The organism is Isoptericola sp. MSGPD8_1_ISO-PGPR-S23-394 (genome assembly GCF_058072785.1).
Map to the genome: position 1 here is coordinate 3,388,345 of NZ_CM176517.1, position 24,872 is coordinate 3,413,216.

Here is a 24,872-nt window from a genome sequence, read left to right on the forward strand (position 1 = left end):
ATGACCACCGCCGTTCGTCTGGGCATCGCCCACGTCCCCACGCACGCACCCGAGACCCTGCGCACGCTGGCGTCCGCCGCGGAGGACGCGGGGCTCGACGACCTGTGGGTGTGGGAGGACTGCTTCAAGCAGAGCGGGCTGGCTGCGGCAGCGGCAGCGCTCGCCTGGACCGACCGTCTCCGTGTCGGTCTGGGGCTGATGCCCGTCCCGCTGCGCAGCACCGCGATCACCGCCATGGAGATCGCGACCCTGGCCCGCAGCTTCCCCGGGCGCTTCGTGCCCGGCGTCGGGCACGGCGTCCAGGAGTGGATGGGGCAGGCCGGGGTGCGGGTCTCGTCACCGCTGACCTTGCTGCGCGAGCACACGGACGCGCTGCGGCGGCTGCTCGCCGGGGACGAGGTCACGACGTCGGGCCGCTACGTCTCCCTGGACGCCGTCCGGCTCGACTGGCCGCCGACGGAACCCGTCCCCCTGTGGCTCGGGGGTGTCGGTCCGCGGTCGCTGGCGCTCGCCGGCGAGCTCGGTGACGGGCTCATCCTCGCCAACGCGCTGACCCGCGACGACGTCCGCGGTTCCGTCGCGGCCGCTCGTCGTGCGGCCGAGGAAGCCGGCCGGGAGCTGACCGACGTGCACGCCACGCTCATCGCCACGACGGGCCCGCGGGCTCACGAACGGCTCGACGCCGAGCTTCCGCAGTGGGGTGCCGAGCCGGGGCGCGGGATCGGCGCGGCCGGCGACGCCGCCTCGATCGCCGCCGCGGTCCGAGCGCTCATGGACGCCGGTGCCACCGCCGTGGCGATCCAGCCGACCGCCACCGAATCGGACCTGGCGGCGTTCGCTGCGTTCCTCGGCCGCGAGGTGCGTCCGCTGCTGCACGCCTGAGCACCGCCGATCCAGCCGCTGCGTTCGGCAGTTCACGCCACGTTCGGCACCTCAAGCTGCCGAACGAAGCCGATACTGCCGAACGAGTGAGTCAGAGACTCTTGCCGAAGCAGCGCTGGTCGGCCTCGGCGGCGTACCGCCCGTAGGACTCGACCGGCGCGTAGTCGAGCGCGGTGTACAGGGCCATCGCCTCCGGCTGCGCCGTGCCGGTCTCGAGCACGAGGCGGCGGAACCCGGCCTGGCGCGCGGCCCGCTCCAGACCCGCCATGAGCTGCCGTGCGAGGCCCCGACCACGGTGGCCGTCGAGCACGTAGACCCGCTTGACCTCGCCGGTCGCGGCGGGATGGGTGGCGCCGCGGCCGCGGCCGTCGTCGGTGCCCGAGACGTCCCGGATGCTGCCGCAGCCGACCGCTATGCCGTCGACCCGGGCCAGGAGGGTCACGACGATGCTCGCCGGGTCGATGACCTCCTTCGCGTCCTCGTCCCCGCCGTAGCGGCGCCCGAGGTCCGCGACCGCCTCAGCACGCAGCGCGGCGGCGTCGGGGTCACCCCAGGGCACCTCGACGATCTCCGCCGTGCCGGCGCAGACCTCCGCCGTCATGCGGTGCGCTCCTGGCACGAACCCTGCGGTGCCTCGCTCCGGCACACCTCGTCCCTCGGCGTACCTCCGCGGGGGCTCCTCGCGTTCATGCGGTGCGCCCGTTCATGCGTGGACGAGGGTGGCCAGCACCGAGGTGAAGCACCCGAGACCGTCGGTACCGGTGCGCGGGCCGGCGGCGCCGTCCGGCCCGAAGCCCGCCTCGACGGCGTGCTCCGGGTGGGGCATGAGCCCGACGACGTTGCCCGCCGCGTTGGTGATCCCCGCGATGTCACGGCGCGACCCGTTCGGGTTCGTCCCGACGTAGCGGAAGACGACGCGGCCCTCCGCCTCGAGCTCATCGAGGGTGCGCTCGTCGGCGACGAACTGGCCGTCCTGGTTCTTCAGCGGGATCGTGATGCGCTGGCCGGTGGCGTACCGGTTCGTCCAGGCCGTGTCGGTGTTCTCCACGGCGAGGACCTGCTCGCGGCACACGAAGTGCAGGTGGTCGTTCTTGATCATCGACCCGGGCAGCAGGTGCGCCTCGGTGAGCACCTGGAAGCCGTTGCAGATGCCGAGCACCGGCATGCCGCCCTTCGCGGCGTCCACGAGGGCGTCCATCGCGGGAGCGAAACGGCTGATCGCCCCGGCGCGCAGGTAGTCGCCGTACGAGAACCCGCCGGGCAGCACCACGGCGTCGACGCCCTGCAGGTCGCCGTCGGCGTGGAACAGGGACACGGGCTCGCCGCCGGCCAGACGGACCGCACGGGCGGCGTCCCGGTCGTCGAGCGTGCCCGGGAACGTGATGACGCCGATCCGGGCGCTGTCGAGCGTCTTGTCGACCGTGCCGGCGCTCATCAGGCGGACACCCCGGCGGACTCCTCCGAGGCGTCGGCGACGCGCACGACGTCCTCGATGACCGGGTTGGACAACAGCGTCTCCGCGGCCTGGCGGGCCGCCGCGAGCACCTCGGGCGTCACCTCGCCGTCGACCTCGAGCTCGAACCGCTTGCCCTGACGGACACCGGAGAACTGCGTGAAACCGAGGCGCGGCAGCGCCCCGACCACGGCCTTGCCCTGGGGGTCCAGGATCTCGGGCTTGGGCATGACCTCGACGACGACGCGTCCCACTTCGGGCTCCTCAGGGGCTCTGCACGGGCCGTCGCTCCGGGATCCCGGTCCACGCGAGCGGTACGACGCGAGGCGCGCGAGACGGGCGGGAGCACGACGGCGGGATTCCGCGGTCAGTCTACCCGCCGTCACGCACGGTCCCGTGCGCGGACAGGGGCTCCCGTGACACCCGTGGTCGACGCTAGGGTCGGTGCCCGACGCGAGAACCACACACAACTGGAGAACCCCGTGACGTCGACCTCCTCGCCCGACCCCTACCGGCCGGCGGACGGCACTGCCGACCCGGCCCCGCACCAGGGCGGAACGCCCGCTGCCTCGCCGTACGCCTCCCCGTACACGTCGCCGTACGGCCCCGGACAGCCCCCTGCGCCGGGACCCGGGGGACCCTCCCCCTATGAGGCCCCCCGTCCGGCCGGCACGGACGGCGTCGCCATCGCGTCGCTGGTGACCGGCATCCTCGGCCTGGCGCTCGTCGCCGTCGGGCTCGGCATCGCCGGGCTGGTGCGCGTCAAGAAGTCCGGTCGGTCCGGCAAGGGCCTCGCCGTCGCCGGCATCGTGCTCGGCGCGCTGGGGACGATCGCCTGGACGCTCTTCATCGTGTTCTTCGTCTGGCTCGTCAACAACGACGAGTTCCAGGACAGCTTCCAGGAGGGCTTCGAGGACGGCTTCAACCAGTCGTACCAGCAGTCCACGGGCCTCGACATGGTCGTCGGGGACTGCTTCGACCCGCCGGAGGACCTCACCAGCGGCGAGCCGATGTCGCCGGCGGACTGCTCGGTCGCGCACGGGGCCGAGGTGATCGCCGTCGAGCAGATGGACGGCGCGGAGTACCCCGGTGACGACGCGGTGCTCGGGCAGATCGAGACGCTGTGCATGGACGCGTTCTCGAACTACATCGGGGTCGAGTACGCCGACTCGGCGCTCGACGCCATCTACTTCTACCCCACCGAGACGTCATGGACCCTCGGGGACCGGCTGCTGCTCTGCTCCGCGGCCACCATGGACGGCAGCCCGCTCGAGGCGGGCAGCGTCGCCGGCACGGGCCTCTGACGACTCCAGGCCCCGACGACGGCCGTCAGTGCAGCGCCGCGCCCGTGATCCGCTCGTACGCCTCGAGGTAGCGGTCACGGGTGCGGCGCACGACGTCGGCGGGAAGCTCCGGCGGTTCGGCGCCGGACGCGCGGTCCCAGCCCGAGGCGTCCGAGGTGAGCCAGTCCCGCACGAACTGCTTGTCGAAGCTCGGCTGAGCGCGCCCCGGCTCCCAGGAGTCCGCGGGCCAGAAGCGTGAGCTGTCCGGGGTGAGCACCTCGTCACCGAGGACGATCCGCCCGGCCGAGGCTCCGCCGTCGGACCGGGTGCCGCCGTCGGTCACCACGCCGAACTCGAGCTTGGTGTCGGCGAGGATCACGCCACGCTCCCGCGCGATCTCCTCGGCGCGGCGGTAGACCGCGAGCGTCAGGTCGCGCAGGCGAGCGGCATCCTCGCCCCCGATCCGGCGCACCACCTCGTCGAACGACACGTTCTCGTCGTGCTCCCCCACCGCGGCCTTGGTGGCCGGGGTGAAGATCGGTTCCGGCAGGCGCGAGCCGTCCACGAGATCGGCGGGCAGCGGGATCCCCGTGACCTGGCCGTTCGTGCGGTACTCCGCGAGCCCGGACCCGGTGAGGTAGCCGCGGGCCACGCACTCGACGGGGAACATCTCGAGGCGCCGGCAGACCATCGCGCGTCCCGCGACGACGTCGGGCACCAGACCGTCGCCCGGCTCGGCGGACGGCTCGACCGACACGACGTGGTTGTCGACGAGGTCGGCGAGCTGGTCGAACCACCACAGGCTGAGCTGGGTGAGCACCACGCCCTTGTCGGGGATGCCCGGGGTCAGCACGTGGTCGTAGGCCGAGACCCGGTCGGACGCGACGACCAGGACGACGTCGCCCAACGGGTGCACCCCGCCGAGCGCGGGCAGGTCCGGCTCGTACAGGTCGCGGACCTTGCCGGAGTAGACGTGCCGCCAGCCGGGCAGGTCGAGCGGGCCACCGGCGAAGGCGTCGGGCGTCTCGGGCTTCGAGGTGGGGCGCGCGTCGGTCACGGCACACAGTCTCTCACTCCGCCGTCGGACTGGCCGAGCAGATCGTGAGAGGCCCGTTCACTCGCCTACCGTCCTCCACAGGCGGTCGATCGGCATGACGTGCAGACGGTCCTCGTAGGTGTACGAGCGCTGCCCCATGCCGAGCGCGACTCCGGCGACGAACCTCTTGCCCACGCGATCACGCAAGGTCCGCAGTCCGGCGAAGTCCTTGCCGGCCACACGTTCTGCGGACTTGACCTCGAAAGCGACGACCCGTCCGTCGTTCAGCTCGACCACGAGGTCGACCTCGATGTCGTCGCTCGTCCGCCAGTGTCCGACGGTGGCGGGCTCGTCCAGCCAGGAAACCTGCTTGCGCAGCTCGCCGACGACGAAGGTCTCCACGAGGTGTCCCAGCTCGGTCTGCACCGTCGGATCAAGGGTCCCCAGCCTGGCCGGGCTGACCCGCATCATCCGGGCGGCCAGGCCCGAGTCGACCACGTGGATCTTCGGGCGACCGGTCGAGCGAGCCGTCAGCGTCTTCCCCCAGGCAGGCAGGCGGGCCACCAGGAAGAGATCTTCGAGCAGGCGGACGTGGGACTCCACACGGTCCCACGGAGCACTCACGTCGTTGGCGACCTGCTTGACGTTGAGAACCTGTGCAGTGCGTCCGGCCAACCGCCCGAGGACATCGGAGAGCACCTGTCGCTGCTGCACCTTGGACAGTTCCGCCGCATCCCGTTCGATCGAGGTGCGCACGTAGGTGTCGAACCACCGATTTCGAGCAGCCTGCGAACTCCGGCTCAGAGCGAGCGGGAATCCACCGGCACAGAGCCGCTGGACGTACTCGGCCCGGTCTGTCGTCGACCTGGGCAGGGCGGCCACTGTGTCGCCAGGGTCCTCGATGAGCCGCTCCAGCAGGTTCTCGTGAGTGCCGTCTATCTCACCCTGTGACAGTGGCCACAGCACCAGACTGAACAGGCGGCCGGTCAGCGCCTGCGCGGTCCGCGGCAGGGCGTCCTGGCGAGTGGAGCCGGTCAGCACTGCGGTGCCGGGAGTCGCGCCGTCCCTGTTGAGGCGCGCCTTCAGCGCATCCAACAGCGCCGGCACGTGCTGGTACTCATCCACGCACACCGGTGCGGGCCCGGCCACGGCCAGGTTGGGGTTCGCCTCGACAGCGTCGCGCTCGACGGGATCATCGAGGTCGACGACGTCGGCACCATGCGAGGCCGCGACCCGATGCAGCACCGTCGACTTCCCGACAGAGCGTGGTCCGTGCAGGGCGATCACGGGCTCGTCGGCCAGGAGACCGGTCACCACCGACTCGACCCGTCGAGCCACCACCCTGTCCAACATGGCTCGATGCTACGTCGATCCGGAGGATCGAGCCATGCGGAACCGGAAAACCGAGGCCGATAGATCCGGATAACCGAGTCACCGGGGACCGGAAGATCGAGCGGCACGGAGCGGCGACGGACCGGCGTCGCGCCCCGACTCAGGGGACGACGACGTCACCGCGCTCGGCCGCCAGGGCGATGTCGGTGCGGTGGTGCGAGCCCGGCAGGTCGACCAGGGCGACTCCCGCGTAGGACACCGCCCGGGCCGCGGCGAGGTCGTCGCCCCGTCCCACCACGGACAGGACGCGACCGCCCGCGCTGACGAGCGCGCCGTCGTCGGCCACCGCGGTGCCGGCGTGCAGCACGTGCACGCCGTCGAGCGCGGCCGCGGCGTCGATCCCGTCGATCGGGTCGCCCTTGCGGGGTGACTCCGGGTAGCCCTGCGAGGCCACGACGACGTTTACGACCGCGTCGTCGGACCAGTTCAGCGGCTCGATCTCGGCGAGCCTCCCCTGGGCCGCAGCCAGCAGCACGCCCGACAGCGGCGTGCGCAGCCGCGCGAGCACGGCCTGGATCTCCGGGTCGCCGAACCGCACGTTGAACTCGACCACGCGGGTGCCGCGCGAGGTGAGCGCGAGCCCCACGTACAGCACGCCGGTGAACGGGGTGCCGCGGCGCGCCATCTCGTCGACGGTGGGCTGGGCGATGCGGTCGACCACTTCGCCGACGAGCCCGGCCGGGGCCCAGTCGAGCGGGGTGTAGGCGCCCATGCCGCCCGTGTTGGGTCCGGCGTCGTCGTCGCCGACGCGCTTGAAGTCCTGGGCGGGCACCATCGGCACCACCGTGGCGCCGTCGCACAGGCAGAACAGCGAGACCTCGGGACCGTCCAGGTACTCCTCGATCACCACGGTCCCCGCGTCGCCGCGGGCGGCCAGGGAGGCCCGCGCGTGCTCGACGGCGGCGTCCCGGTCGTCGGTCACCACGACGCCCTTGCCCGCCGCCAGCCCGTCGTCCTTGACGACGAACGGCGGCCCGAAGGCGTCCAGGGCCGCGGTCACCTCGTCGAGGGTGGTGCACACGTGGGCCATCGCGGTCGGCACGTTGGCGGTGGCCATGACCTCCTTGGCGAAGGCCTTCGACCCCTCCAGGCGGGCCGCCTCGGCGGACGGCCCGAACACCGGCACCCCCGCGTCCCGCACGGCGTCGGCGACCCCGGCGACCAGCGGCGCCTCGGGCCCCACGACGACGAGGTCCGCTCCCAGCGACGTCGCCAGCGCGGCGACCGCCGCACCGTCGTGCGCGTCGACCGCGTGCAGCTCGGCCTGCCCCCGCATGCCGGGGTTGCCGGGCGCGGCGTGCAGCTCGTGCGCGGCGCCGACAGCCGGCTCCGCGGCGAGGGAGTGGACGATGGCGTGCTCGCGAGCACCGTTCCCGACGACGAGGATCTTCACGGGATCTGAGTGTAGGCGGCGGGGCGTTTTCCTGGGCGGATGTCCGCTCCAGCACCCCACCGAGGGTCCGGCCACCCCGCGGACCTGCCTAAACGTTTCGGGCCCTTCAGGAGCGCCTCCCGGGATGCGACGTTCGAGCAGATCACCCGGGCCCGACGAGGCCCGTCACGACGCGCAACGCGCACGACACCGACGGAGATGTCTTGTGAAGTCACCGATCCCCCGGCGCCGGGTCTTCCCCCGGCGCACCGCTGCTGCTGCCGCCGGACTCGCGCTGGCCGCCGCGGTCGCGGTCCCGGCAGCTGCCGCGACTCCGACCTCCGCCGTTCCGGCGGCCGCTACCGCTGCCTCCCCCTCGGCCGCCGGTGACGACTGGTTGACCACCGACGGCAACCAGGTCGTCGACGCCGACGGCAACGAGGTCTGGATGACCGGCGCCAACTGGTTCGGCTTCAACGCCTCCGAACGCGTCTTCCACGGCCTCTGGGGCGGCAACATCGAGACGATCACCAGGGACATGGCCGAACGCGGCATCAATCTGGTCCGGGTGCCCGTCTCGACCGAGCTCCTCGTGGAGTGGAAGGACGGCGAGACGGTCGTCCCGAACGTCAACACCGCCGCCAACCCCGAGCTGGCCGGGATGACCAACAAGGAGGTCTTCGACTACTGGCTCGGGCTCTGCGAGAAGTACGGGCTCAAGGTGCTCGTCGACGTCCACAGCGCCGAGGCCGACAACTCCGGCCACTTCGCCCCTATGTGGTACACGGACTCCGTGACCACGGAGGACTTCTACGCGGGCTGGGAGTGGCTGGCGCAGGAGTACCTGGACAACGACACCATCATCGGCGCCGACCTGCAGAACGAGCCGCACGGCACCCACAAGCAGGACCCGCGGGCCAAGTGGGACGACTCCACCGACGCGGACAACTGGAAGCACGTCGCCGAGACCGCCGCCGAGAAGATCCTGGCCATCAACCCGAACCTGCTCATCCTCGTCGAGGGCATCGAGGTCTACCCGCGCGACGGGGCGGACTGGACCTCCCAGGACGAGGACGACTACTACTTCAACTGGTGGGGCGGCAACCTGCGCGGCGCCGCCGACCACCCCGTGGAGGTCGCCGGAGAGCTGAACGACCAGATCATGTACTCGCCGCACGACTACGGTCCGCTGGTCCACGAGCAGCCGTGGTTCGAGGGCGACGACTGGGACCGCGACTCCCTCGAGGCGGACGTGTGGGACCCCAACTGGCTCTACCTGCACAAGGAGGACACGTCACCGCTGCTGATCGGCGAGTGGGGCGGGTTCCTCGACGACGGTCCCAACGAGAAGTGGCTGGAGGCCCTGCGCGAGGCGATCGTCGACTACGGCCTGCACCACACGTTCTGGTGCCTCAACCCGAACTCGGGTGACACAGGCGGTCTTCTCCTCAACGACTGGGAGACCTGGGACGAGGACAAGTACGCCCTGCTGGAGCCCACCCTGTGGCAGGTCGACGACAAGTACGTCTCGCTGGACCACCAGGTCCCGCTCGGTGGCGCGGACTCGACCACCGGCATCTCACTGTCCGAGGCCGCTCTCGGCGCTGAGGGCGACACGACGCCGCCGACGGCCCCGCAGGACGTGGCCGCCGGTGAGGTGACGGCGACGTCCGCGGAGCTGACCTGGACGGCGTCGACGGACGACACCCGCGTCGCCCGCTACGAGGTGGTCGACACGGGTACCGGGGAGGTCGTCGGCTCCACGTCGAGCCCGGGGCACACGGTCTCCGGCCTCGAGGCTGGGACCGACTACTCGTTCGCCGTCCGCGCCCTGGACGGGTCGGGCAACACCTCGGCGGCCTCCGACCCGGTCGCACTGACGACGTCGGCGGACGACGGCGGTGACCGCTCCTGCACGGTGGCGTTCGACGACGCGAACCGTTGGAGCACCGGCTACACCGCGGACGTCACGGTGACCAACGGGTCCGCAGAGGCCTGGAACGGGTGGGTGCTGGAGTTCGAGGCGCCCGCCGGGCAGGCCCTGGCCAACGGCTGGTCGGCGGACTGGTCGCAGACCGGGTCGACGATCGCGGCCCGGCCGTCCGCCTGGGACGCGGCGCTACCCGCGGGCGGGTCGCGCACGCTGGGGCTGCAGATGGACGGCGGCGGAGCTGCGCCGTCATCGTTCTCGATCGACGGAGCCGCCTGCACCACGGTGTGATGCCGGCACGGACGACGGCGGCCACCCGGCACGAGGTGGCCGCCGTCGTCGCGTCGGCGCGGGCGCCCGACGACTCAGAAGGTGAGCACCGTGCGGCCCTCGACCACGAGGTCGCGGAGGCTGGCGTGCCCCTTGTTGTCCGTGAGCAGCGGGTAGCCGGCCTCGGTGATCGCCGTGGCGGCCTCGTGCGCCTTCGCGCAGAACCCGCACGCTCCGGCGACCTGGTCGCGCAGCGACTCGAGGAGGTCGTGGAGCTGGTGCTCCGGCGCGGCGAGGGCCGCGAGGGAGTCGACTCCCGAACCGTCGAAGACGATCTTGACGTCGTCTCCAGCCTGGACGAACTCCTGGGCGGTGCCGAGCGCCCGGTAGACGGCGGCGCTGTCCGCCGCGAAGTCGGTGAGGATGACGATGGCAGCCTTGTACGTCATGGGATGTCCCTTCGTGATGTCCGCCCCCAGGTGGGGCGCTCAGCCGGACGAACAGACAGACCGATCTGTCTATTCCGCCTCCCCTGCCGCGCGGCGACAACGCCGGTATCCTCGGCGCGATGAACCTCCCGCGGACCAACCCGGTCCCCGACGTCCGCACCCGGCTCCTCGCGGCAGCGGACCACCTGTTCTACGCCGACGGCATCCATGCAGTGGGCATCGACCGCATCCTGTCCATGGCAGGGGCGGCCAAGGCCTCGCTCTACCACCACTTCGGCGGCAAGGACGACCTCGTCGTCGCGTACCTCGACCAGCGGAGTGCCAGGTTCCACGCATCGTTGCACGCACGCCTCCGTGACGCCCACGGCACGGCCCGCACCCGCATCACCCCGATCTTCGACGGCATCTGGCATGACGCGGCCGGGGCGGCGTTCCACGGATGCCCTTTCATCAATGCCGCCGCGGAGTACCCGTCGCCGGAGCACCCCGTCCGGCACGCCATCACCCGCCACCGCGAACGCTTCACCACGGTCCTGGCGGACCAGCTCGACCGCGGCGGACTCGCGCCGGAACCGTCACTGGTCAGCGCGCTGCTCCTCACCTACGACGGCGCGATGGTCACCGCCCAGGTGGCGTCCCCCGAGGCAGCTGCCGCCGGCACGAAGCAGATCCTCGACGGCATCCTCGGCACGGCCGGCTCCTCGGTCGGCAGCCGCTGACCGCCACCTCCCGGTGCGCCGTCGGCCGTCAGGCCCGCGGGTGCACCAGGTCGTGGATCCCGATGATCTCGTCGCGCCGCGGGCCCACGCCGATGGCGGAGACGCGGCAGCCGGAGATCTCCTCCAGGCGGCGCACGTAGCGCTGGGCGTTGGCGGGCAGGTCCTCGAACGTGCGGCAGTGCGAGATGTCCTCCCACCAGCCGTCGAGCTCCTCGTAGATCGGCTTCGCGTGGTGGAACGCCGTCTGGTCGATCGGCATCTCGTCGTAGCGCTCGCCGTCGACGTCGTAGGCGACGCAGACCGGGACCTTCGCGAGCCCGGTGAGCACGTCGAGCTTGGTGAGCACCAGGTCGGTGAGGCCGTTGACCCGTGCGGCGTAGCGCGAGATGACGGCGTCGTACCAGCCGCAGCGCCGCGGGCGGCCGGTGGTGACGCCGAACTCCCCGCCGGCCTTCTGCAGGTAGGCGCCCTTGTCGTCGAAGAGCTCCGTGGGGAACGGCCCCTCGCCGACGCGGGTCGTGTAGGCCTTGACCACACCGATCACCGAGTCGACGCGGGTGGGCCCGACGCCCGACCCGGTCACCGCACCGCCGGCCGTCGCGTTCGACGACGTGACGAACGGGTAGGTGCCGTGGTCGACGTCCAGCATCGTGGCCTGACCACCCTCGAACAGGACGGTCTCGCCGCGGTCCAGGGCCTGGTTCAGGGCGAGGCCGGTGTCGGCCACCATGGGCTGCAGCCGCTCGGCGTACTGGAGCAGCTCGTCGACGGTCTCCTGCACGCCGATCGCGCGGCGGTTGTAGACCTTCACGAGCAGGTGGTTCTTCTGGTCGAGCGCACCCTCGATCTTCTCGGCGAGGATCTTCTCGTCGAAGAGGTCCGCGACGCGCAGGCCGACGCGGTTGATCTTGTCCGCGTAGGCCGGCCCGATGCCGCGACCCGTGGTGCCGATCCGTCGCTTGCCCAGGAAGCGCTCGGTGACCTTGTCGACGGTGCGGTGGTAGCCCGCGATGACGTGCGCGCCCTGCGAGACGAGCAGGCGCGAGACGTCCACCCCGCGCTCGATCAGGCCGTCGAGCTCCTCGAAGAGGACCTCGATGTCCACCACGACGCCGTTCGAGATGACCGGTGTGACCCCGGGCGACAGGATCCCGGACGGGAGCAGGTGCAGGGCGTACTTCTCGTCCCCGATGACGACGGTGTGCCCGGCGTTGTTGCCACCGTTGAACTTCACCACGTAATCGACACGGTCTCCGAGGAGATCGGTCGCCTTCCCCTTGCCCTCATCGCCCCACTGGGCGCCGACGAGCACCACGGCTGGCATGGATCAACTCTCCTCGTGAATCGGTGGGCCCGGGGGCTGCCGCCGGGCCTCGGCAGAGTTTACCCGGCCATGACCTGACGGCGGGTCAGGAGGGGCGGTGGCGCTGCGGGAGCTGCACCGGGGTCGCCCCCGTGCCGGTGTCGGACTGCTCGCAGCGGTGGTCGTGGTCGACGCGGAACAGGTCGAGGGCACCGCAGACCTCCAGGACGAAGAGGTCACGCTCGTCGGCACCGCGCAGCACCGTCGCCCCACCGCGCTTGCGCCCGGAGTCGGCCAACGAGATGAGGAACGCGGCGCCGGTGGAGTCCATGAACGTCACGCGGCACATGTCGATCACCAGCAGCTGCCTCCGCAGCCCGACGACCCTCGCCGCGATCTCGGGGAACTGGTCCCGTTCGGCGAGGTCGAGATCACCGGCGATCACGAGCGTCGTCGTCGTCGAGGACGTCGCGATCTCGATCATGCGCACGAGACTACCCGCGTCCGCAGCATGACGACGCGCCGAACGACTGTGTCCCGACCGCGACCGCGTGCAGCCGACCGGTCGCCTGGGACAATGGTCGGCATGAGTTCATCTGAGCCCGTCCAGAACCTCCTCGGCGGTCCGGCGCCGACGTACCTGCCGGACGAGCACGCCGCCGCCCGCACCGCCCTCGCCGAAGGACAGTCCCCGGCCCACGTCGCCGCGGCGCACCCGGCGTCGAGCCTCGTGTGGGCGGTGCTCGCCGAGCGGACGCTCGACAGCGGCGACGACGTCGTCCACGCCGTCACGGCCTACGCCCAGGCCCGGACCGGCTACCACCGCGGGCTCGACGCCCTGCGACGTGCCGGCTGGCGGGGGCAGGGCCCCATCCCCGCCGACCACCTGCCGAACCAGGGCTTCCTGCGCTCCCTGCTCGCGCTGTCCCGCGCGGCGGACCGCATCGGCGAGGGGGCGGAGGCCGACCGCTGCGCGACGTTCCTCGTGGACGCCGGCACCTCCGTGGGCGAGGTGCGCTCGCTGACCTGAGACGCGCCTACCCGGTGACGGCGGCGGGTTCCTCGGACGGCATCGGCTGGGGCCGCAGCTTGGCCCACACCAGCTTCCCGGAACCCGCCGGCCGCCAGCCCCAGTCGGCCAGCCGCTCGACGATCTGCATGCCGAAACCGCCGACCCGGTTCGGGTGACCGTCGGTGGCGACCGGCGGAGCCGGGTTCGCGTCCTCGACCTCGATGCGCAGCCCGTCCCCGGTGTCGAACAGGCGCAGCGCGATGTTCCCCCAGCCGTGCAGCACGCCGTTCGCCACGAGCTCGGAGACGACCAGCTCGGCCGCCGCCGACTCCGGCAGCCCCCACGCCTGGCACGTGCGCAGCACCGCGTGCCGTGCCCGACCGATCGACGCGGGCTCGCTCGGCAGCAACCACCGGCGCGACCGCGGGCTCAGCGCCGTGATCCGGGCGTCCTCGACCGGGTCCGGCACCCTCACCACGACGATGGCGACGTCGTCCTCCGGGGAGTCGGCGAGCCGGGACAGCAGCTCCTCGCCCACGCCGGCCGCGTCCCGCGCGGTGATGCGGCCGGACATCTCGACCAGCGTGTCCAGGCCGACCTTGAGCGACCGGTCGCGACGCTCGATGAGCCCGTCGGTGTAGAACAGCAGCACGTCGCCGCGGTGCAGCACCTCGCGCCCCGTCTTGCGCGCCGCCGTGCCGAAGCCGACCAGCGACCCGCCGGCGCCCGACAGGAGCCGGACGTCGCCGTCCCGCAGCAGCAGCGGCGGCAGGTGGCCCGCGCGCGTGTACTCCACCGACCAGGAGTCGTCGTCGGCCACGTGGTGCAGGGTGGCGTAGACCATCGACGCCGGGCGCGGCACCCGCATGCCCGTCACGAGCTGGTCGACCCGGTCGAGCACGGTGCCCGGCGTCGTCAGCTCGTAGGCGTAGGCGCGGACCACGGACCGCAGCTGGCCCATCGCCGCGGCGGCCTCCACGTCGTGCCCGACGACGTCGCCGATCACCATCCCGACGGTGCCCTCGGAGATCTGCAGCACGTCGTACCAGTCCCCGCCGACCTGAGCGTGCTCCGCGTTGGGGGCGTAGTAGGTCCACACGTCGAGCCCGGTCACGTCGGCCTGCTCGGGGAGCATGGCGCGCTGCAGGGCCTCGGCGAGGCGGTGCTCGCGGGCGTACAGCCGGGCGTTGTCGATCGCGGTCCCCGCCCGGCGCGCGACCACCTCGACCACCGTGAAGATGTGCTCGGGGCCGGGGTCGGACCAGGCGCCGTCCCCGGCGCCCGGCCCGCGGGCGGCGTCACCGTGCCAGGTGACGAGCAGTCCCAGGACCCGTCGCCGTCCGGCGACCGCGTGGACGACGACGGAGCGCGGCACGACGCCGGACTCCTCGACGACGCGCCGCACGAGGTCCCGTCGCAGCCAGCCGGAGGCGGAGTGCGGGCCGTAGTCCCCGCCGAGGTCGAGCCGCACGGGTCCGTCGACCACGCCGTCGAGGAGCTCCTGGACCCGGTCCGGCGACGAACCGCCCGCGACGCTGGGAGCGGCCCCGCCCGCAGCCGTGCCGTCGGGCGGGGCCTCTCCACCGAGCGCCTCGAGATCGCCGGGCCAGGTCTCCGGCACGTAGCGGGTGTGCCGCCGGCCACGTCCCGTCGGCGGTGAGGCGACGTCGACGCCCTCGGCGTGCTGCAGGCCGTCGTCGTTGAGGTAGAAGCCGCTCCACGGGACGAGCGACCGCAGCAGGTCCGCGATGTCGCGCAACGCGAACGGGTACTCGAGGTCGCCGAGCAGCTCCGTCGTCTGGGCGATCAGGTCGAGGTCCGCCCGCTGGCGGCGCTCCACCTCCAGGGAGGCGAGCTGCGCGGCCTGCTGGTCGACGTACTCCGAGACGTCGGTGGTCACACCGACCCAGCGCGTCTCCGCGCCGTCGGCGTGCGGCATCGGCGTGACGTCCACCTGCAGCCAGCTCACGCCGCCGTCGCGCTTGCGCGCGCTGACGATCCGGCGCATCGCGCGTCCGGCCGCCAGGTCGGCCTGCGCAGCGGCCCGGTTCGGGTCGTCCTCGACGAGCGCGAGGAGGGGGTGCGGGCCCAGCAGCCGCAGGTCCTCGGCGCCGACGCCCACGAGGCGCTCGAAGGCCTCGTTGACCCAGATCACGGGCATGCCGGACTCCCACGGCCCGGTGATGAACGCGGGAACCGTCGTCGTGGTGACGGCGAGCGCGAGGTCCTCGCCGGAAACCTGCGCCGCGGAGGCGAGAGGATGGGGCAAATCGGTCATCAGCCCTCCATTTCCCGCGCGTCCCGGCGAAGTTGGTGCATTCGCTGCACATTCAACCGTAGATTGGTGTCCGCTGAGACCTGAGCAGAGCGAGCAGCTCGAGGAAGGAGCACCGTGCAGGACGGATCGAACACGACGCCGGGCACCCCCGGAAACGGGGACGGCGCTGCCCCCACGGCGCCCCAGATCGGCGACCCCGCGAGCATCCACGTCATCGTGGGCACCTCCCGGGCCCGCGTCGTCCTCTCGGGCGAGATCGACGCCGACGTCAGCGCCGAGCTCGGCGAGGCGATCTCCGACGCCGAGGCCTCCGGCCTGCCTGTCGAGCTCGACGCGCACCACGTCACCTTCATGGACTCCTCCGGCGTGGCCTTCCTGGCCCGGCTGGCCTCGCGCAGCCCGCACAAGGTCCGGGTGCTGCGCGCTCCGCCGACGGTGCGGTTCCTGCTCGACGTCACCCGGATCGGCGAGCTGCTCGAGATCGTCGACGAGGACCCGGGCGTCGACCTCGACATCACCACCGCCGGCCCTCGCTGACCGGACCCGCAGACGAACAGTGCCCCTCGACCGTCACGGTGGAGGGGCACTGCGCACATCAGGCGACGATCACATCTTGTGGCCGGCCGAACGCAGCCACTGGGACGCCTCGACGATGCGGGCGGCCATGCCGGCCTCGGCCAGCTTGCCCCAGGCGCGCGGGTCGTAGGCCTTCTTGTTGCCGACCTCGCCGTCGACCTTCAGGACGCCGTCGTAGTTCTTGAAGAAGTGGTCGGCGACGGGACGCGAGAACGCGTACTGCGTGTCCGTGTCGATGTTCATCTTGATGACGCCGTTGTCGACCGCCGTGGCGACCTCCTCGGCCGTGGAGCCCGAACCGCCGTGGAACACGAGGTCGAACGGGTTCTCCTGGCCGATCTCGGCACCGACGGCCTGCTGGATCTCCGCGAGGATCTCCGGGCGGAGCTTGACGGCACCCGGCTTGTAGACGCCGTGCACGTTGCCGAACGTGAGCGCCGTCAGGTAGCGGCCCTTCTCACCGGCGCCGAGGGCGCGGACCGTGGCGAGACCGTCCTCGACCGTCGTGTACAGCTTCTCGTTGATCTCGGCCTCGTGGCCGTCCTCCTCGCCACCGACGACGCCGATCTCGACCTCGAGGATGGTGCGCGCGGCCTGCGAGAGCTCGAGCAGCTCCTCGGCGATGACGAGGTTCTCCTCCAGCGGGATGTCCGAGCCGTCGAACATGTGCGACTGGAAGGTCGGGTTCTTGCCGGCCTTGACCTGCTCCGCCTCGAGGGCGAGCAGCGGGCGGACCCAGGAGTCGAGGTTCTTCTTGACGCAGTGGTCGGTGTGGATCGCGATGTTGACGGGGTAGTTCTTCGCGACCTCGGCGGCGTACGCGGCGAGGGCCAGCGAGCCGGTGACGCGGTCCTTGATCGTGGCGCCCGAGGCGTACTCGCCGCCGCCCACGGAGACCTGGATGATGCCGTCCGACTCCGCCTCGGCGAAGCCCTGGAGCGCGGCGGTGACGGTCTGCGACGACGTGATGTTGACGGCGGGGTAGGCGAACTTGCCGGCCTTCGCCCGGTCGATCATCTCGGCGTAGACCTCGGGGGTTGCGATAGGCATCTGCGGTACTCCAATGAGGGAACGTACGAGGAACGCAGGCGGGCGGCGACACACCCTCGCTGGTGGCTGGCGGCCTCCTGGGCCCACATGCATCCGGATTTTCTCACGACCGGGTCATGGGCGTCACATCCGGGCCCGCAGAGCGAGACGGTCGCCGCGGTCACACGTGCTGGAGCGCCCAGGCGTGCATCGCGATGGCGGCCGCCGCGCCGGCGTTCAGCGAGCGCGTGGAGCCGTGCTGCGTGATGTGGACGACGACGTCGCACGCCGCCTGCGCCGCGGGCGTCAGCCCGCTGGACTCCTGGCCGAACAGCAGCACGCACCGGGCGGGCAGCACCCGGTGCTCCAGGGGGACGGAGCCGGGCACGTTGTCGACCCCCACGACGGGCAGCCCGGCACCGCCGTCGGCGCCGGCCGCCCACGCGGCGAACGCCTCCGCGTCCGGGTGGTGGCGTACGTGCAGGTAGCGGTCGGTGACCATCGCCCCGCGGCGGTTCCACCGCCGTCGGCCCACGACGTGCACCCCGGCGACGTTGAAGGCGTTGGCCGTGCGCACCACCGAGCCGATGTTGAGGTCGTGCGCCCAGTTCTCGATGGCCACGTGCAGGAACCGGTCCGGCGGGCGGCGGGCATCGAGGTCGGCGCGGACGGCCTCGACCGTCCAGTACCGGTACCGGTCGGCGACGTTGCGGCGGTCGCCGTGGGCGAGCAGCTCCGGGTCGTAGCGGGGGTCGTCGGGCAGCTCACCCGGCCACGGACCGACGCCGACCTCCTCGGCACCGACCTCGTCACCGCCGGCGCCGGCGTCACGCATTCTCGTCGCTCCGCACGGCCTCCCACCAGATCGCCGCGCCGACGACGGCGGCACCCGCGACGGCGAGCATGAGCGGCCCGACGGCGGCCCCGCCGTCGGGTGGCGCGAGCAGGCCGCCCTCGGCGTCCTGCCAGGGCCACAGCGCGCGCAGGGAGCCGATCATGAGACCCGCGAGCACGGCCATCGTGACCTGCCGGCGATGGTCGAGCAGCCAGTGCAGGAGCTTCACGAAGGAGGCGAGGCCGACGATTGCGCCGGCCGCGAACGCTCCGAGGAACGCCAGGTCGCGGTCCTCCACGGCCTGCTGGACCGGGATGTACAGACCGAGCACCACCAGCAGCGTCGACCCCGACACCCCGGGCAGCACGAGCGCGTTGATGGCGATCGCCGCACCCCCGGCGACGTACCAGAGCGACGGGTCGGTCACGCCGGCGGGCGGCAGCCCGACGAGGAAGAACCCCACGACCGCGGCGACCAGGAGGAGCCCGAGGTCCTGGAGGCGGAACCGGTCCGGCATCATGCGCAGCGGCACGATCACGGACACGGCGATCATGCCGAAGAACACCGACCGCACCGGGACGGGGTTCTCCTCCAGCAGCGGGGCGATGGTGCTCAGCGAGACGAGCAGGACCACGGCCATCCCCACGAGGACCGGCAGGAGGAACCGACCGTCGACGGCACGCACCGCTCGGGCCGCCGGGCGCAGGCCACGCCCCTGGGCGACCCCCTGCACCAGCTCGCGCCCGACGTGCACCACCTGGCTCGCGGCACCGAGGAGTCGGTCGTACAGGCCGGTCACCAGGGCGACGGTGCCCCCGGAGATGCCGGGGACCGACTCGGCCATGCCCACCAGCCCGCCGCGGACGGCGAGGCCCGGCGCGGCTCGCCAGGACGTGCCGTGCGAGGGCGCGGCATGGCGGCGCACGGCGCCCGAGTGTGTCGTGTCCTGAGGCTCGTCGGTCACGCTGCGAAGCCTACGACCCCCGCCGAGGGCCGCTGGCGATAGCGTGTGCCCATGAGCGGACGGACGATCGAGTGCTGGCTGACGGACATGGACGGCGTCCTCGTGCACGAGGGGCAGGCGATCCCCGGCGCGGCGGAGTTCATCGCGGCGCTGCGCGACGCGGGGCGACCCTTCCTGGTGCTGACCAACAACTCGATCTTCACGGCGCGCGACCTCTCCGCCCGGCTGGCCCGCTCCGGCCTCGACGTGCCGGAGGAGGCGATCTGGACGTCGGCCCTGGCGACCGCGAAGTTCCTCGCCGACCAGGTGCCGGGCGGGTCGGCGTACGCCATCGGCGAGGCGGGCCTGACGACGGCCCTGCACGCCGCCGGGTACACGCTCACCGAGACCGACCCCGACTACGTGGTGCTCGGCGAGACCCGCACGTACTCGTTCGAGGCGATCACCAAGGCGATCCGCCTCATCAAGGGCGGGGCCCGGTTCATCGCGACGAACCCGGACACCACGGGTCCGTCCACCGAGGGCCCGCTGCCCGCCACGGGCGCGGTCGCGGCGATGATCACGGCCGCGACGGGACGGTCCCCGTACTACGTCGGCAAGCCGAACCCGATGATGTTCCGTTCGGCGCTCAACCGGATCGACGCGCACTCGGAGACGACGGCGATGGTCGGCGACCGCATGGACACCGACGTCGTCGCGGGCATCGAGGCGGGCCTGGAGACGTTCCTGGTGCTCACGGGGTCCACCGCGAAGGACGAGGTGGACCACCACCCGTTCCGGCCCTCGCACGTGGTCGACTCGATCGCGGACCTCGTCGCCCGCGTCTGAGGCACCGCTGCGCGGGCGCTCACCGCGGCAGGTACGAGGCGGCCCGTCCGACGACCCGGGCGACGTCGTCGAGCACGTCGAGGTCGGCACGGCCCGGACGCCACCACAGGAGTGTGCGCCCGTCGAGCCGCAGGGTGCCGCCGTGCAGCACCCCGGTGCCCTCGCGGGCCAGCTCCGCGCCGGCGCCCGAGGCCAGCCACCGGCGTGCCGTGCGCTCGCTCTCGGTGCGGACGACGAACGTCTCGTCGAAGCCGGGCACCCCCACCTCGACGTCCGTGCGCCACCGGTCGGCCGGTCCGGACGCCCGGACGTCCACCTGACCGAACCCGCGGTCCAGGTGCGTCAGCACGACGTGGAAGGGGTCGGAGGAGATCATCGGTTCGGCCGGGCGCCCGTCGTGCGAGGTGCCGGCGGAGCGCCGCTGCACCCCCAGCTCGAGGCTCCACACCTGCCGATGGTGCGCGCGGGTGCTGAGCAGCAGGCCGTAGGTGTGCCCGAGCGCGCTGGCGAGGGGTGCGCGCTTCGGGAACGACCGCGCCTCGTCCGGGGCGTCGGGCCGGTCCGGCAGGCTGTACGCGGTCCACCGCCCGGTGGCCTCGAGAGCCCGCAGGCCTTCCGCGCTGCGGACGCTCCAGCGGTGCAGCGCGCGCTGGTACCACCACACGACGGCGGCGGCCACGAGCATCCCGGCCACGACGACGACCCACGTCTCGACGAGGCCGAGCACGACGAGGACGCCGCCCGCGACGGAGACCAGGAGCGGGGCCGCGAACGGCGCGAACCCGGGGCGACGTGCCGAGCTCACGCCAGGCCGAGGTCGTCCAGGCCGAAGAGGTGGTGGTAGGGCACTCCGAGAGCCTCGATCTTCTCCCCAGCTCCCGTGGCGCGGTCCACGATCGTGGCGCAGCCGAGCACCTCGGCGCCCGCGGCGCGCAGCGCCTCGATGGCGGTGATGGGTGAGCCGCCCGTCGTGGTGGTGTCCTCCAGGACGACGACGCGGCGGCCGGCGACGTCCGGTCCCTCGATCTGCCGCTGCATGCCGTGGGTCTTGGCGGACTTGCGCACGACGAACGCGTCGAGCTCCTGCCCGCGCGACGCCGCGGCGTGCAGGAGCGCGTCGGCGATCGGGTCTGCCCCGAGCGTGAGGCCGCCGACGGCGTCGACCTCGGCCGTGCCGAGCCCGACCTCCTCCAGGTGGTCCAGCAGCACGTGCCCGACCAGCGGCGCGGCGCGGTGGTGCAGCGTGATCCGGCGCAGGTCGACGTAGTAGTCGGCCTCCTTGCCGGAGGACAGCGTCACCTTCCCGTGCACGACGGCGAGCTCTTTGACGAGCTCGAGCAGCTGTTCGCGGGGAGTGGGAGAGAAGTCGGCGGAAGTCACGGCACCAGGGTAGCCGGGGCGATCGCGCCGGAGGGCGCGTGCGGCCGCCCGTGGGTTGCGTGTATTGCCTACGCGGCGTGTATGCCATACGCTCGTGTATGCCATACACACACGGAGGAGTCCCCATGAACGACCCGATGATCGAGGTCCGCGGGCTGCGCAAGGCCTACGGCCGGCACGAGGTGCTGCGCGGCGTCGACCTCGACGTCCGCCGCGGCGAGATCTTCGCCCTGCTGGGTCCCAACGGCGCCGGCAAGACCACCACCGTCAACATCCTCACCACGCTCGTGCGCCCCGGCGGGGGCACCGCCGTCATCGCGGGGGCCGACGTCGTCCACCGTCCCGCCGCCGTCCGGCGCAGCATCTCGCTGACGGGGCAGTACGCCTCGGTCGACGAGTTCCAGACCGGTGAGGAGAACCTCGTCATGATGGCCGACCTCGCCCACCTCCCGCGGCGCACGGTCCGCCGTCGGGCGGCCGAGCTGCTGGAACGCTTCGACCTCGCCGACGCCGCCCGCCGCAAGGTGTCGACGTACTCCGGCGGCATGCGGCGGCGGCTCGACCTGGCGATCAGCCTCGTCGCCGACCCGCAGGCCTCGTCCTCGACGAGCCGACCACCGGGCTCGACCCGGCGTCGCGCACCCAGCTGTGGGACGTGGTGCGCTCCCTGGCGGCCGACGGCACCACGATCCTGCTCACCACCCAGTACCTGGAGGAGGCCGACCGGCTCGCCGACACCATCGCCGTGCTCGCCGACGGCCGGATCGCCGCCCGTGGCACCGCCGCCGAGCTCAAGACGCTCGTCTCCGGCGAGCACGTGCGCGTGACGTTCGACGACGCGACCAGCCTCGCCACCGCCCGCGACGTGACGCTCGCCGACCTGCCCGGCGTGGACACCGCCGCGACCGACCAGCGGTCCCTCGCCCTGACCTTCGCGAGCGCCGAGCCCGTGCGGACGATCCGCGACGTGCTCGACCGCGCCGACGCCGGCGGCCTCACCGTCTCCGGCGTCAGCGTCGTCAAGCCGACGCTCGACGACGTCTTCCTCGCCCTGACCGGACCCGGCCACCGGCGCCCCTCGACCACAGCGGAGCAGCAGTCATGACCACCACCGTCCAGGCCCGAGCGACCGCACCCTCGACCGGCCGGGCCGCGGGGGCGCGCCGGTCGCCGCTGCGCGACGTCACGACGATGGCCCGCCGGGAGGCCCGCCGCAGCATCCGCTCCGTCGACGGCATCGTCACCGCCTTCGCCCTGCCCGTGATGATCATGGTCGTCTTCGTCGTCATCTTCGGCGGCGCCATCAGCGGCGGCAGCGGCGACTACATCGACTACGTGGTGCCGGGGGTGCTCATCATGTGCCTGGGCATGAACTCCGCGACGGCGGCGATCGCCGTCGCGCAGGACATGAGCACGGGCACCATCGACCGGTTCAAGACCCTCCCGATCTTCTCGCCGTCGGTCCTGTGGGGGCACGTCATCGCGAGCGTCGTGCGCAACCTCGCCTCCGCGGTCCTCGTCGTGGCCGTCGCCCTCGCGCTCGGGTTCCAGCCTGACGCCGGCCTGGGGGGCTGGCTCGGGTTCCTCGCCTTCGCGACGTTCGCGATCGTGACCTTCACCTGGATCAGCGCCGTCCTCGGCCTGGTGATGAGCGTCGACTCGGCGCCGTCGGTCAACATGATCTTCCTCTTCGTGCCCTATCTCAGCTCCGGCTTCGTGCCCGTGGAGACCATGCCCAACTGGTTGCACGGGTTCGCCGAGCACCAACCGTTCACCGCGATCATCGAGACCGTGCGGGGTCTGCTCATGGGCACTCTCGAGACCGCGACGCTGCTGACCGCGCTCGCCTGGCTCGGCACCTTCCTCCTGGCGAGCCTCGTCGCGGGGTCGGTGCTCTACCGTCGCCGCACCGTCCGCTGAGGGGCGGGCCCGGACCTGGGCCGCAGGGACCGTCGTGACGACCGGTCGGGGATGATGAGCGCATGACCGACGCGACGGACGTGCCCGAGCTGCCCCCTCGTCTCGCGCTCGCCTGGGGGGTCGCCGAACGCCCCGAGAGGGCGCCCCGGCGGGAGCTGAGCATCGAGCGGATCGTCGAGGCCGCCGTCGAGATCGCCGACGCCGAAGGGCTCGCCGGCGTCTCGATGGCGCGCGTCGCCAAGCGCCTCGGCTTCACGACGATGTCGCTGTACCGGTACGTCACCAGCAAGGACGACCTGCTGCTGCTCATGCAGGAGGTCGCCTTCGACGTCGTCTTCCCGCCGGCGCACGACCCGGCCGACTGGCGCGCCGAGCTGCGCGAGTGGGCGCTGTTCACGCTCGCCGCGTACCGGCAGCACCCGTGGGTGCTGGACATCCCGATCAGCGGCGCTCCCCTGACACCGAACAACCTGCGGGCCGCCGACGCCGGCCTGCGGGCCCTGCGCTCGACCCCGCTCACGGACGGCGCGAAGGTGGCCACGATCCTGCTGGTCAACGGCTACACCCGCAACGCGGCGCTGCTCGGCCGGGACCTGCAACGCGCCGCCGAGGAGAGCGAGGGCACGTACGACCCGAGCGCCATCGCCGACACCCTCCGCATGCTCGTCGACGAGGTCCGGTTCCCCCATCTGCGCCCCCTCGTCGAACGCGGCACCTACGTCCCGGAGGTTCCCGAGCTCGACGAGGTCGACGACGTGGTCTGGGGTCTCGAACGCACCTTGGACGGCGTGGCAGCGTTCATCGCGCGGCGCACCGACGAGGACCCGACGGGCGACAGCACGGGCGCGGCCAGCGAGCAGGCCGGCGAGCAGGCCGGCGAGCAGGCCGACGCCGCAGAGGCCGCCGCGACCGCCGCCGTCGTGGAGGCCTACGCCTCCGACGCGAAGGTCAAGAAGGCGGCGGCGCGGCGCAAGGAGGCCGAGCGCAAGGTGCGCGAGGCGCGGAAGAAGGTTCGCGAGCTCGAGAGGTCGTGGGCGGAGGCCTCCCGGTCAGAGGCCGAGGTCGCCCGGCAGGCGGCAGCCCGCGCGGTCGCCCGCCCGGCTGCTCAGCGGTAGTGACCGATGGCGCGGACGGCAGGCCGCGGGAGGACCCGCAGCAGGGCCGACCCGGCCTTGTACCGCAGGGACGGCGTCGAGATGACGACGCCGCGGCGGACGTCGGCGAGCGCCTGCGCCACCACCGTCGGTGCGTCGAGCCAGCCGGCCGACGGGATGGACGCCGTGTCGAGCCCGGCACGCTCGTGGAACTCCGTGCGCACGAAGCCGGGGCACAGCACGGTCGCCGTGACACCGGTGCCCCGCAGGTCGACGGTGAGCCCCTCGGTGAAGGACCGCACGTAGGCCTTGGCGGCCGCGTAGGTGCCGCCCGTGGTCAGCGCCGCCACGGAGGCCACGTTGAGGACGGCGCCGCGCCCTCGGGCGGTCATCTGCCCGACGGCGGCGTGCGTGAGCTGGACGACGGCGCGGACCATGACGTCCACCGCGCGCAGCTCGGCCTCGACGTCCCCGCCGACGAACTGCTGAGCCGTGGCGAACCCGGCGTTGTTGACCAGCAGCCCGACGGGGCGCCGTCCGTCGTCCGGCTCGTCACCCGTCACCGCCAGGCGCTCGGCGACCCGGGCGACGTCGTCAGTCACGGACAGGTCCGCCGGCAGGACCTCCACCTGCACACCGGCGGCGGCGCGGATCTGTCCCGCCACCTGCTCGAGGCGCTCGGTGGTGCGGGCCACGAGCACGAGGTCGTGGCGCGCGGTGGCGAGCTGCCAGGCGAACTCCAGTCCGAGGCCGGCGGTAGCACCGGTGACGAGCGCGGTTCCCATGACCGCACTCTAGAGGGTTCCGCGCGCCGCCGGGACCCCGGCCCGGCGGCGCGTATCGCCCCGGACACCGCCACGTGGGACC

Annotated in this window: 27 protein-coding genes; 11 read left to right on the forward strand and 16 right to left on the reverse strand. The window is 72.4% G+C overall.

Translation table 11 applies throughout. The features are described 5' to 3' along the window. Nucleotides 1–882 (forward strand): LLM class flavin-dependent oxidoreductase, encoded by an 882-nt coding sequence (locus tag AC3RJ8_RS15565; RefSeq protein WP_489713454.1) that lies wholly within the window; start codon nt 1–3, stop codon nt 880–882. 91 nt (nt 883–973) lie between these two features. Here AC3RJ8_RS15565 and AC3RJ8_RS15570 read toward each other — a convergent pair whose 3' ends face one another. The 3 genes from AC3RJ8_RS15570 to purS form a co-directional block, all read right to left on the reverse strand. Continuing rightward, the gene (locus AC3RJ8_RS15570) at nt 974–1,483 is read right to left on the reverse strand and encodes a GNAT family N-acetyltransferase (protein ID WP_489713455.1); all 510 of its coding nucleotides are present in this window, start codon (nt 1,481–1,483) and stop codon (nt 974–976) included. A 102-nt stretch (nt 1,484–1,585) separates the two neighbouring features. Further along, nucleotides 1,586–2,317 carry a phosphoribosylformylglycinamidine synthase subunit PurQ gene (gene purQ, locus AC3RJ8_RS15575; protein WP_489713456.1) on the reverse strand — a complete coding sequence of 244 codons (732 nt, stop codon included), beginning with the start codon at nt 2,315–2,317 and terminating at the stop codon, nt 1,586–1,588. Continuing rightward, nucleotides 2,317–2,589 (reverse strand): phosphoribosylformylglycinamidine synthase subunit PurS, encoded by a 273-nt coding sequence (gene purS, locus AC3RJ8_RS15580; RefSeq protein ID WP_489713457.1) that lies wholly within the window; start codon nt 2,587–2,589, stop codon nt 2,317–2,319. The genes purQ and purS overlap by 1 nt, the downstream gene beginning before the upstream one ends. 228 nt (nt 2,590–2,817) lie before the next feature. On the opposite strand from purS, the gene AC3RJ8_RS15585 reads away from it, so the two are divergent. After that, nucleotides 2,818–3,639 (forward strand): DUF4190 domain-containing protein, encoded by an 822-nt coding sequence (locus tag AC3RJ8_RS15585; RefSeq protein ID WP_489713458.1) that lies wholly within the window; start codon nt 2,818–2,820, stop codon nt 3,637–3,639. A 25-nt stretch (nt 3,640–3,664) separates the two neighbouring features. Here AC3RJ8_RS15585 and AC3RJ8_RS15590 read toward each other — a convergent pair whose 3' ends face one another. The 3 genes from AC3RJ8_RS15590 to purD form a co-directional block, all read right to left on the reverse strand. Next, nucleotides 3,665–4,675 (reverse strand): phosphoribosylaminoimidazolesuccinocarboxamide synthase, encoded by a 1,011-nt coding sequence (locus AC3RJ8_RS15590; RefSeq protein ID WP_489713459.1) that lies wholly within the window; start codon nt 4,673–4,675, stop codon nt 3,665–3,667. A gap of 57 nt (nt 4,676–4,732) precedes the next feature. Beyond that, nucleotides 4,733–5,968, reverse strand: coding sequence for an ATP-binding protein (locus tag AC3RJ8_RS15595; protein ID WP_489713460.1), 1,236 nt, complete (start codon nt 5,966–5,968; stop codon nt 4,733–4,735). 178 nt (nt 5,969–6,146) lie between these two features. After that, on the reverse strand, nt 6,147–7,439 hold the full coding sequence (gene purD / locus AC3RJ8_RS15600; RefSeq protein ID WP_489713461.1) for a phosphoribosylamine--glycine ligase: 1,293 nt from the start codon (nt 7,437–7,439) through the stop codon (nt 6,147–6,149). 205 nt (nt 7,440–7,644) lie between these two features. Here purD and AC3RJ8_RS15605 point away from each other — a divergent pair, with 205 nt between their 5' ends. Next, the gene (locus tag AC3RJ8_RS15605) at nt 7,645–9,639 is read left to right on the forward strand and encodes a cellulase family glycosylhydrolase (RefSeq protein ID WP_489713462.1); all 1,995 of its coding nucleotides are present in this window, start codon (nt 7,645–7,647) and stop codon (nt 9,637–9,639) included. 74 nt (nt 9,640–9,713) lie between these two features. On the opposite strand, the gene AC3RJ8_RS15610 is transcribed toward AC3RJ8_RS15605, so the two are convergent. Next, nucleotides 9,714–10,067 (reverse strand): sulfur reduction protein DsrE, encoded by a 354-nt coding sequence (locus tag AC3RJ8_RS15610; RefSeq protein ID WP_489713463.1) that lies wholly within the window; start codon nt 10,065–10,067, stop codon nt 9,714–9,716. Between the two features lie 119 nt (nt 10,068–10,186). On the opposite strand from AC3RJ8_RS15610, the gene AC3RJ8_RS15615 reads away from it, so the two are divergent. Next, entirely contained in the window at nt 10,187–10,786 is a 600-nt protein-coding gene (locus AC3RJ8_RS15615; protein ID WP_489713464.1) for a TetR/AcrR family transcriptional regulator, read from the forward strand. Nucleotides 10,787–10,814: 28 nt separating this feature from the next. Here the strand turns inward: AC3RJ8_RS15615 and AC3RJ8_RS15620 are convergent, their stop codons facing one another. Together AC3RJ8_RS15620 and AC3RJ8_RS15625 are read right to left on the reverse strand one after the other, a co-directional pair. Beyond that, nucleotides 10,815–12,110, reverse strand: coding sequence for an adenylosuccinate synthase (locus tag AC3RJ8_RS15620; protein WP_489713465.1), 1,296 nt, complete (start codon nt 12,108–12,110; stop codon nt 10,815–10,817). A gap of 85 nt (nt 12,111–12,195) precedes the next feature. Beyond that, the gene (locus tag AC3RJ8_RS15625) at nt 12,196–12,573 is read right to left on the reverse strand and encodes an STAS domain-containing protein (protein ID WP_489713466.1); all 378 of its coding nucleotides are present in this window, start codon (nt 12,571–12,573) and stop codon (nt 12,196–12,198) included. Nucleotides 12,574–12,675: 102 nt separating this feature from the next. Between AC3RJ8_RS15625 and AC3RJ8_RS15630 the strand changes: the two genes are divergently transcribed. Then, nucleotides 12,676–13,119, forward strand: a complete 444-nt coding sequence (locus AC3RJ8_RS15630) for a DUF3151 domain-containing protein (protein ID WP_489713467.1) — start codon at nt 12,676–12,678, stop codon at nt 13,117–13,119. 7 nt (nt 13,120–13,126) lie between these two features. Here AC3RJ8_RS15630 and AC3RJ8_RS15635 read toward each other — a convergent pair whose 3' ends face one another. Then, the gene (locus AC3RJ8_RS15635; RefSeq protein ID WP_489713468.1) at nt 13,127–15,379 is read right to left on the reverse strand and encodes an ATP-binding SpoIIE family protein phosphatase; all 2,253 of its coding nucleotides are present in this window, start codon (nt 15,377–15,379) and stop codon (nt 13,127–13,129) included. 114 nt (nt 15,380–15,493) lie between these two features. Between AC3RJ8_RS15635 and AC3RJ8_RS15640 the strand changes: the two genes are divergently transcribed. Next, nucleotides 15,494–15,916: an STAS domain-containing protein gene (locus AC3RJ8_RS15640; protein ID WP_489713469.1), complete on the forward strand. Its 423-nt coding sequence runs from the start codon at nt 15,494–15,496 to the stop codon at nt 15,914–15,916. Between the two features lie 69 nt (nt 15,917–15,985). On the opposite strand, the gene fbaA is transcribed toward AC3RJ8_RS15640, so the two are convergent. From fbaA to AC3RJ8_RS15655, 3 genes are all read right to left on the reverse strand, one after another. After that, nucleotides 15,986–17,005 (reverse strand): class II fructose-bisphosphate aldolase, encoded by a 1,020-nt coding sequence (gene fbaA / locus AC3RJ8_RS15645; RefSeq protein ID WP_489713470.1) that lies wholly within the window; start codon nt 17,003–17,005, stop codon nt 15,986–15,988. Nucleotides 17,006–17,165: 160 nt separating this feature from the next. Beyond that, nucleotides 17,166–17,819 carry a TrmH family RNA methyltransferase gene (locus tag AC3RJ8_RS15650; protein ID WP_489713471.1) on the reverse strand — a complete coding sequence of 218 codons (654 nt, stop codon included), beginning with the start codon at nt 17,817–17,819 and terminating at the stop codon, nt 17,166–17,168. Beyond that, entirely contained in the window at nt 17,812–18,783 is a 972-nt protein-coding gene (locus AC3RJ8_RS15655) for a DUF368 domain-containing protein (RefSeq protein WP_489713472.1), read from the reverse strand. The genes AC3RJ8_RS15650 and AC3RJ8_RS15655 overlap by 8 nt, the downstream gene beginning before the upstream one ends. A 51-nt stretch (nt 18,784–18,834) precedes the next feature. Between AC3RJ8_RS15655 and AC3RJ8_RS15660 the strand changes: the two genes are divergently transcribed. Beyond that, nucleotides 18,835–19,611 (forward strand): HAD-IIA family hydrolase, encoded by a 777-nt coding sequence (locus tag AC3RJ8_RS15660; protein ID WP_489713473.1) that lies wholly within the window; start codon nt 18,835–18,837, stop codon nt 19,609–19,611. A 19-nt stretch (nt 19,612–19,630) separates the two neighbouring features. On the opposite strand, the gene AC3RJ8_RS15665 is transcribed toward AC3RJ8_RS15660, so the two are convergent. Next, a complete protein-coding gene (locus AC3RJ8_RS15665) occupies nt 19,631–20,416 on the reverse strand; it encodes a hypothetical protein (RefSeq protein ID WP_489713474.1) in 786 nt (261 codons plus the stop codon). Then, on the reverse strand, nt 20,413–20,991 hold the full coding sequence (pyrE, locus tag AC3RJ8_RS15670) for an orotate phosphoribosyltransferase (RefSeq protein WP_489713475.1): 579 nt from the start codon (nt 20,989–20,991) through the stop codon (nt 20,413–20,415). Before pyrE ends, AC3RJ8_RS15665 begins: the two co-directional genes overlap by 4 nt. A gap of 125 nt (nt 20,992–21,116) precedes the next feature. Here pyrE and AC3RJ8_RS15675 point away from each other — a divergent pair, with 125 nt between their 5' ends. The 4 genes from AC3RJ8_RS15675 to AC3RJ8_RS15690 all read left to right on the forward strand — a co-directional run bounded on the left by AC3RJ8_RS15675 (nt 21,117) and on the right by AC3RJ8_RS15690 (nt 24,026). Next, nucleotides 21,117–21,818, forward strand: coding sequence for an ABC transporter ATP-binding protein (locus AC3RJ8_RS15675; RefSeq protein ID WP_489713476.1), 702 nt, complete (start codon nt 21,117–21,119; stop codon nt 21,816–21,818). Continuing rightward, nucleotides 21,815–22,096, forward strand: coding sequence for a hypothetical protein (locus AC3RJ8_RS15680; protein WP_489713477.1), 282 nt, complete (start codon nt 21,815–21,817; stop codon nt 22,094–22,096). Before AC3RJ8_RS15675 ends, AC3RJ8_RS15680 begins: the two co-directional genes overlap by 4 nt. Beyond that, nucleotides 22,093–22,911, forward strand: coding sequence for an ABC transporter permease (locus AC3RJ8_RS15685; protein ID WP_489713478.1), 819 nt, complete (start codon nt 22,093–22,095; stop codon nt 22,909–22,911). Before AC3RJ8_RS15680 ends, AC3RJ8_RS15685 begins: the two co-directional genes overlap by 4 nt. 62 nt (nt 22,912–22,973) lie before the next feature. Continuing rightward, nucleotides 22,974–24,026 (forward strand): TetR/AcrR family transcriptional regulator, encoded by a 1,053-nt coding sequence (locus AC3RJ8_RS15690; RefSeq protein WP_489713479.1) that lies wholly within the window; start codon nt 22,974–22,976, stop codon nt 24,024–24,026. On the opposite strand, the gene AC3RJ8_RS15695 is transcribed toward AC3RJ8_RS15690, so the two are convergent. After that, nucleotides 24,017–24,790 (reverse strand): SDR family NAD(P)-dependent oxidoreductase, encoded by a 774-nt coding sequence (locus AC3RJ8_RS15695; RefSeq protein WP_489713480.1) that lies wholly within the window; start codon nt 24,788–24,790, stop codon nt 24,017–24,019. The genes AC3RJ8_RS15690 and AC3RJ8_RS15695 overlap by 10 nt on opposite strands. Nucleotides 24,791–24,872: the final 82 nt, after the last annotated feature.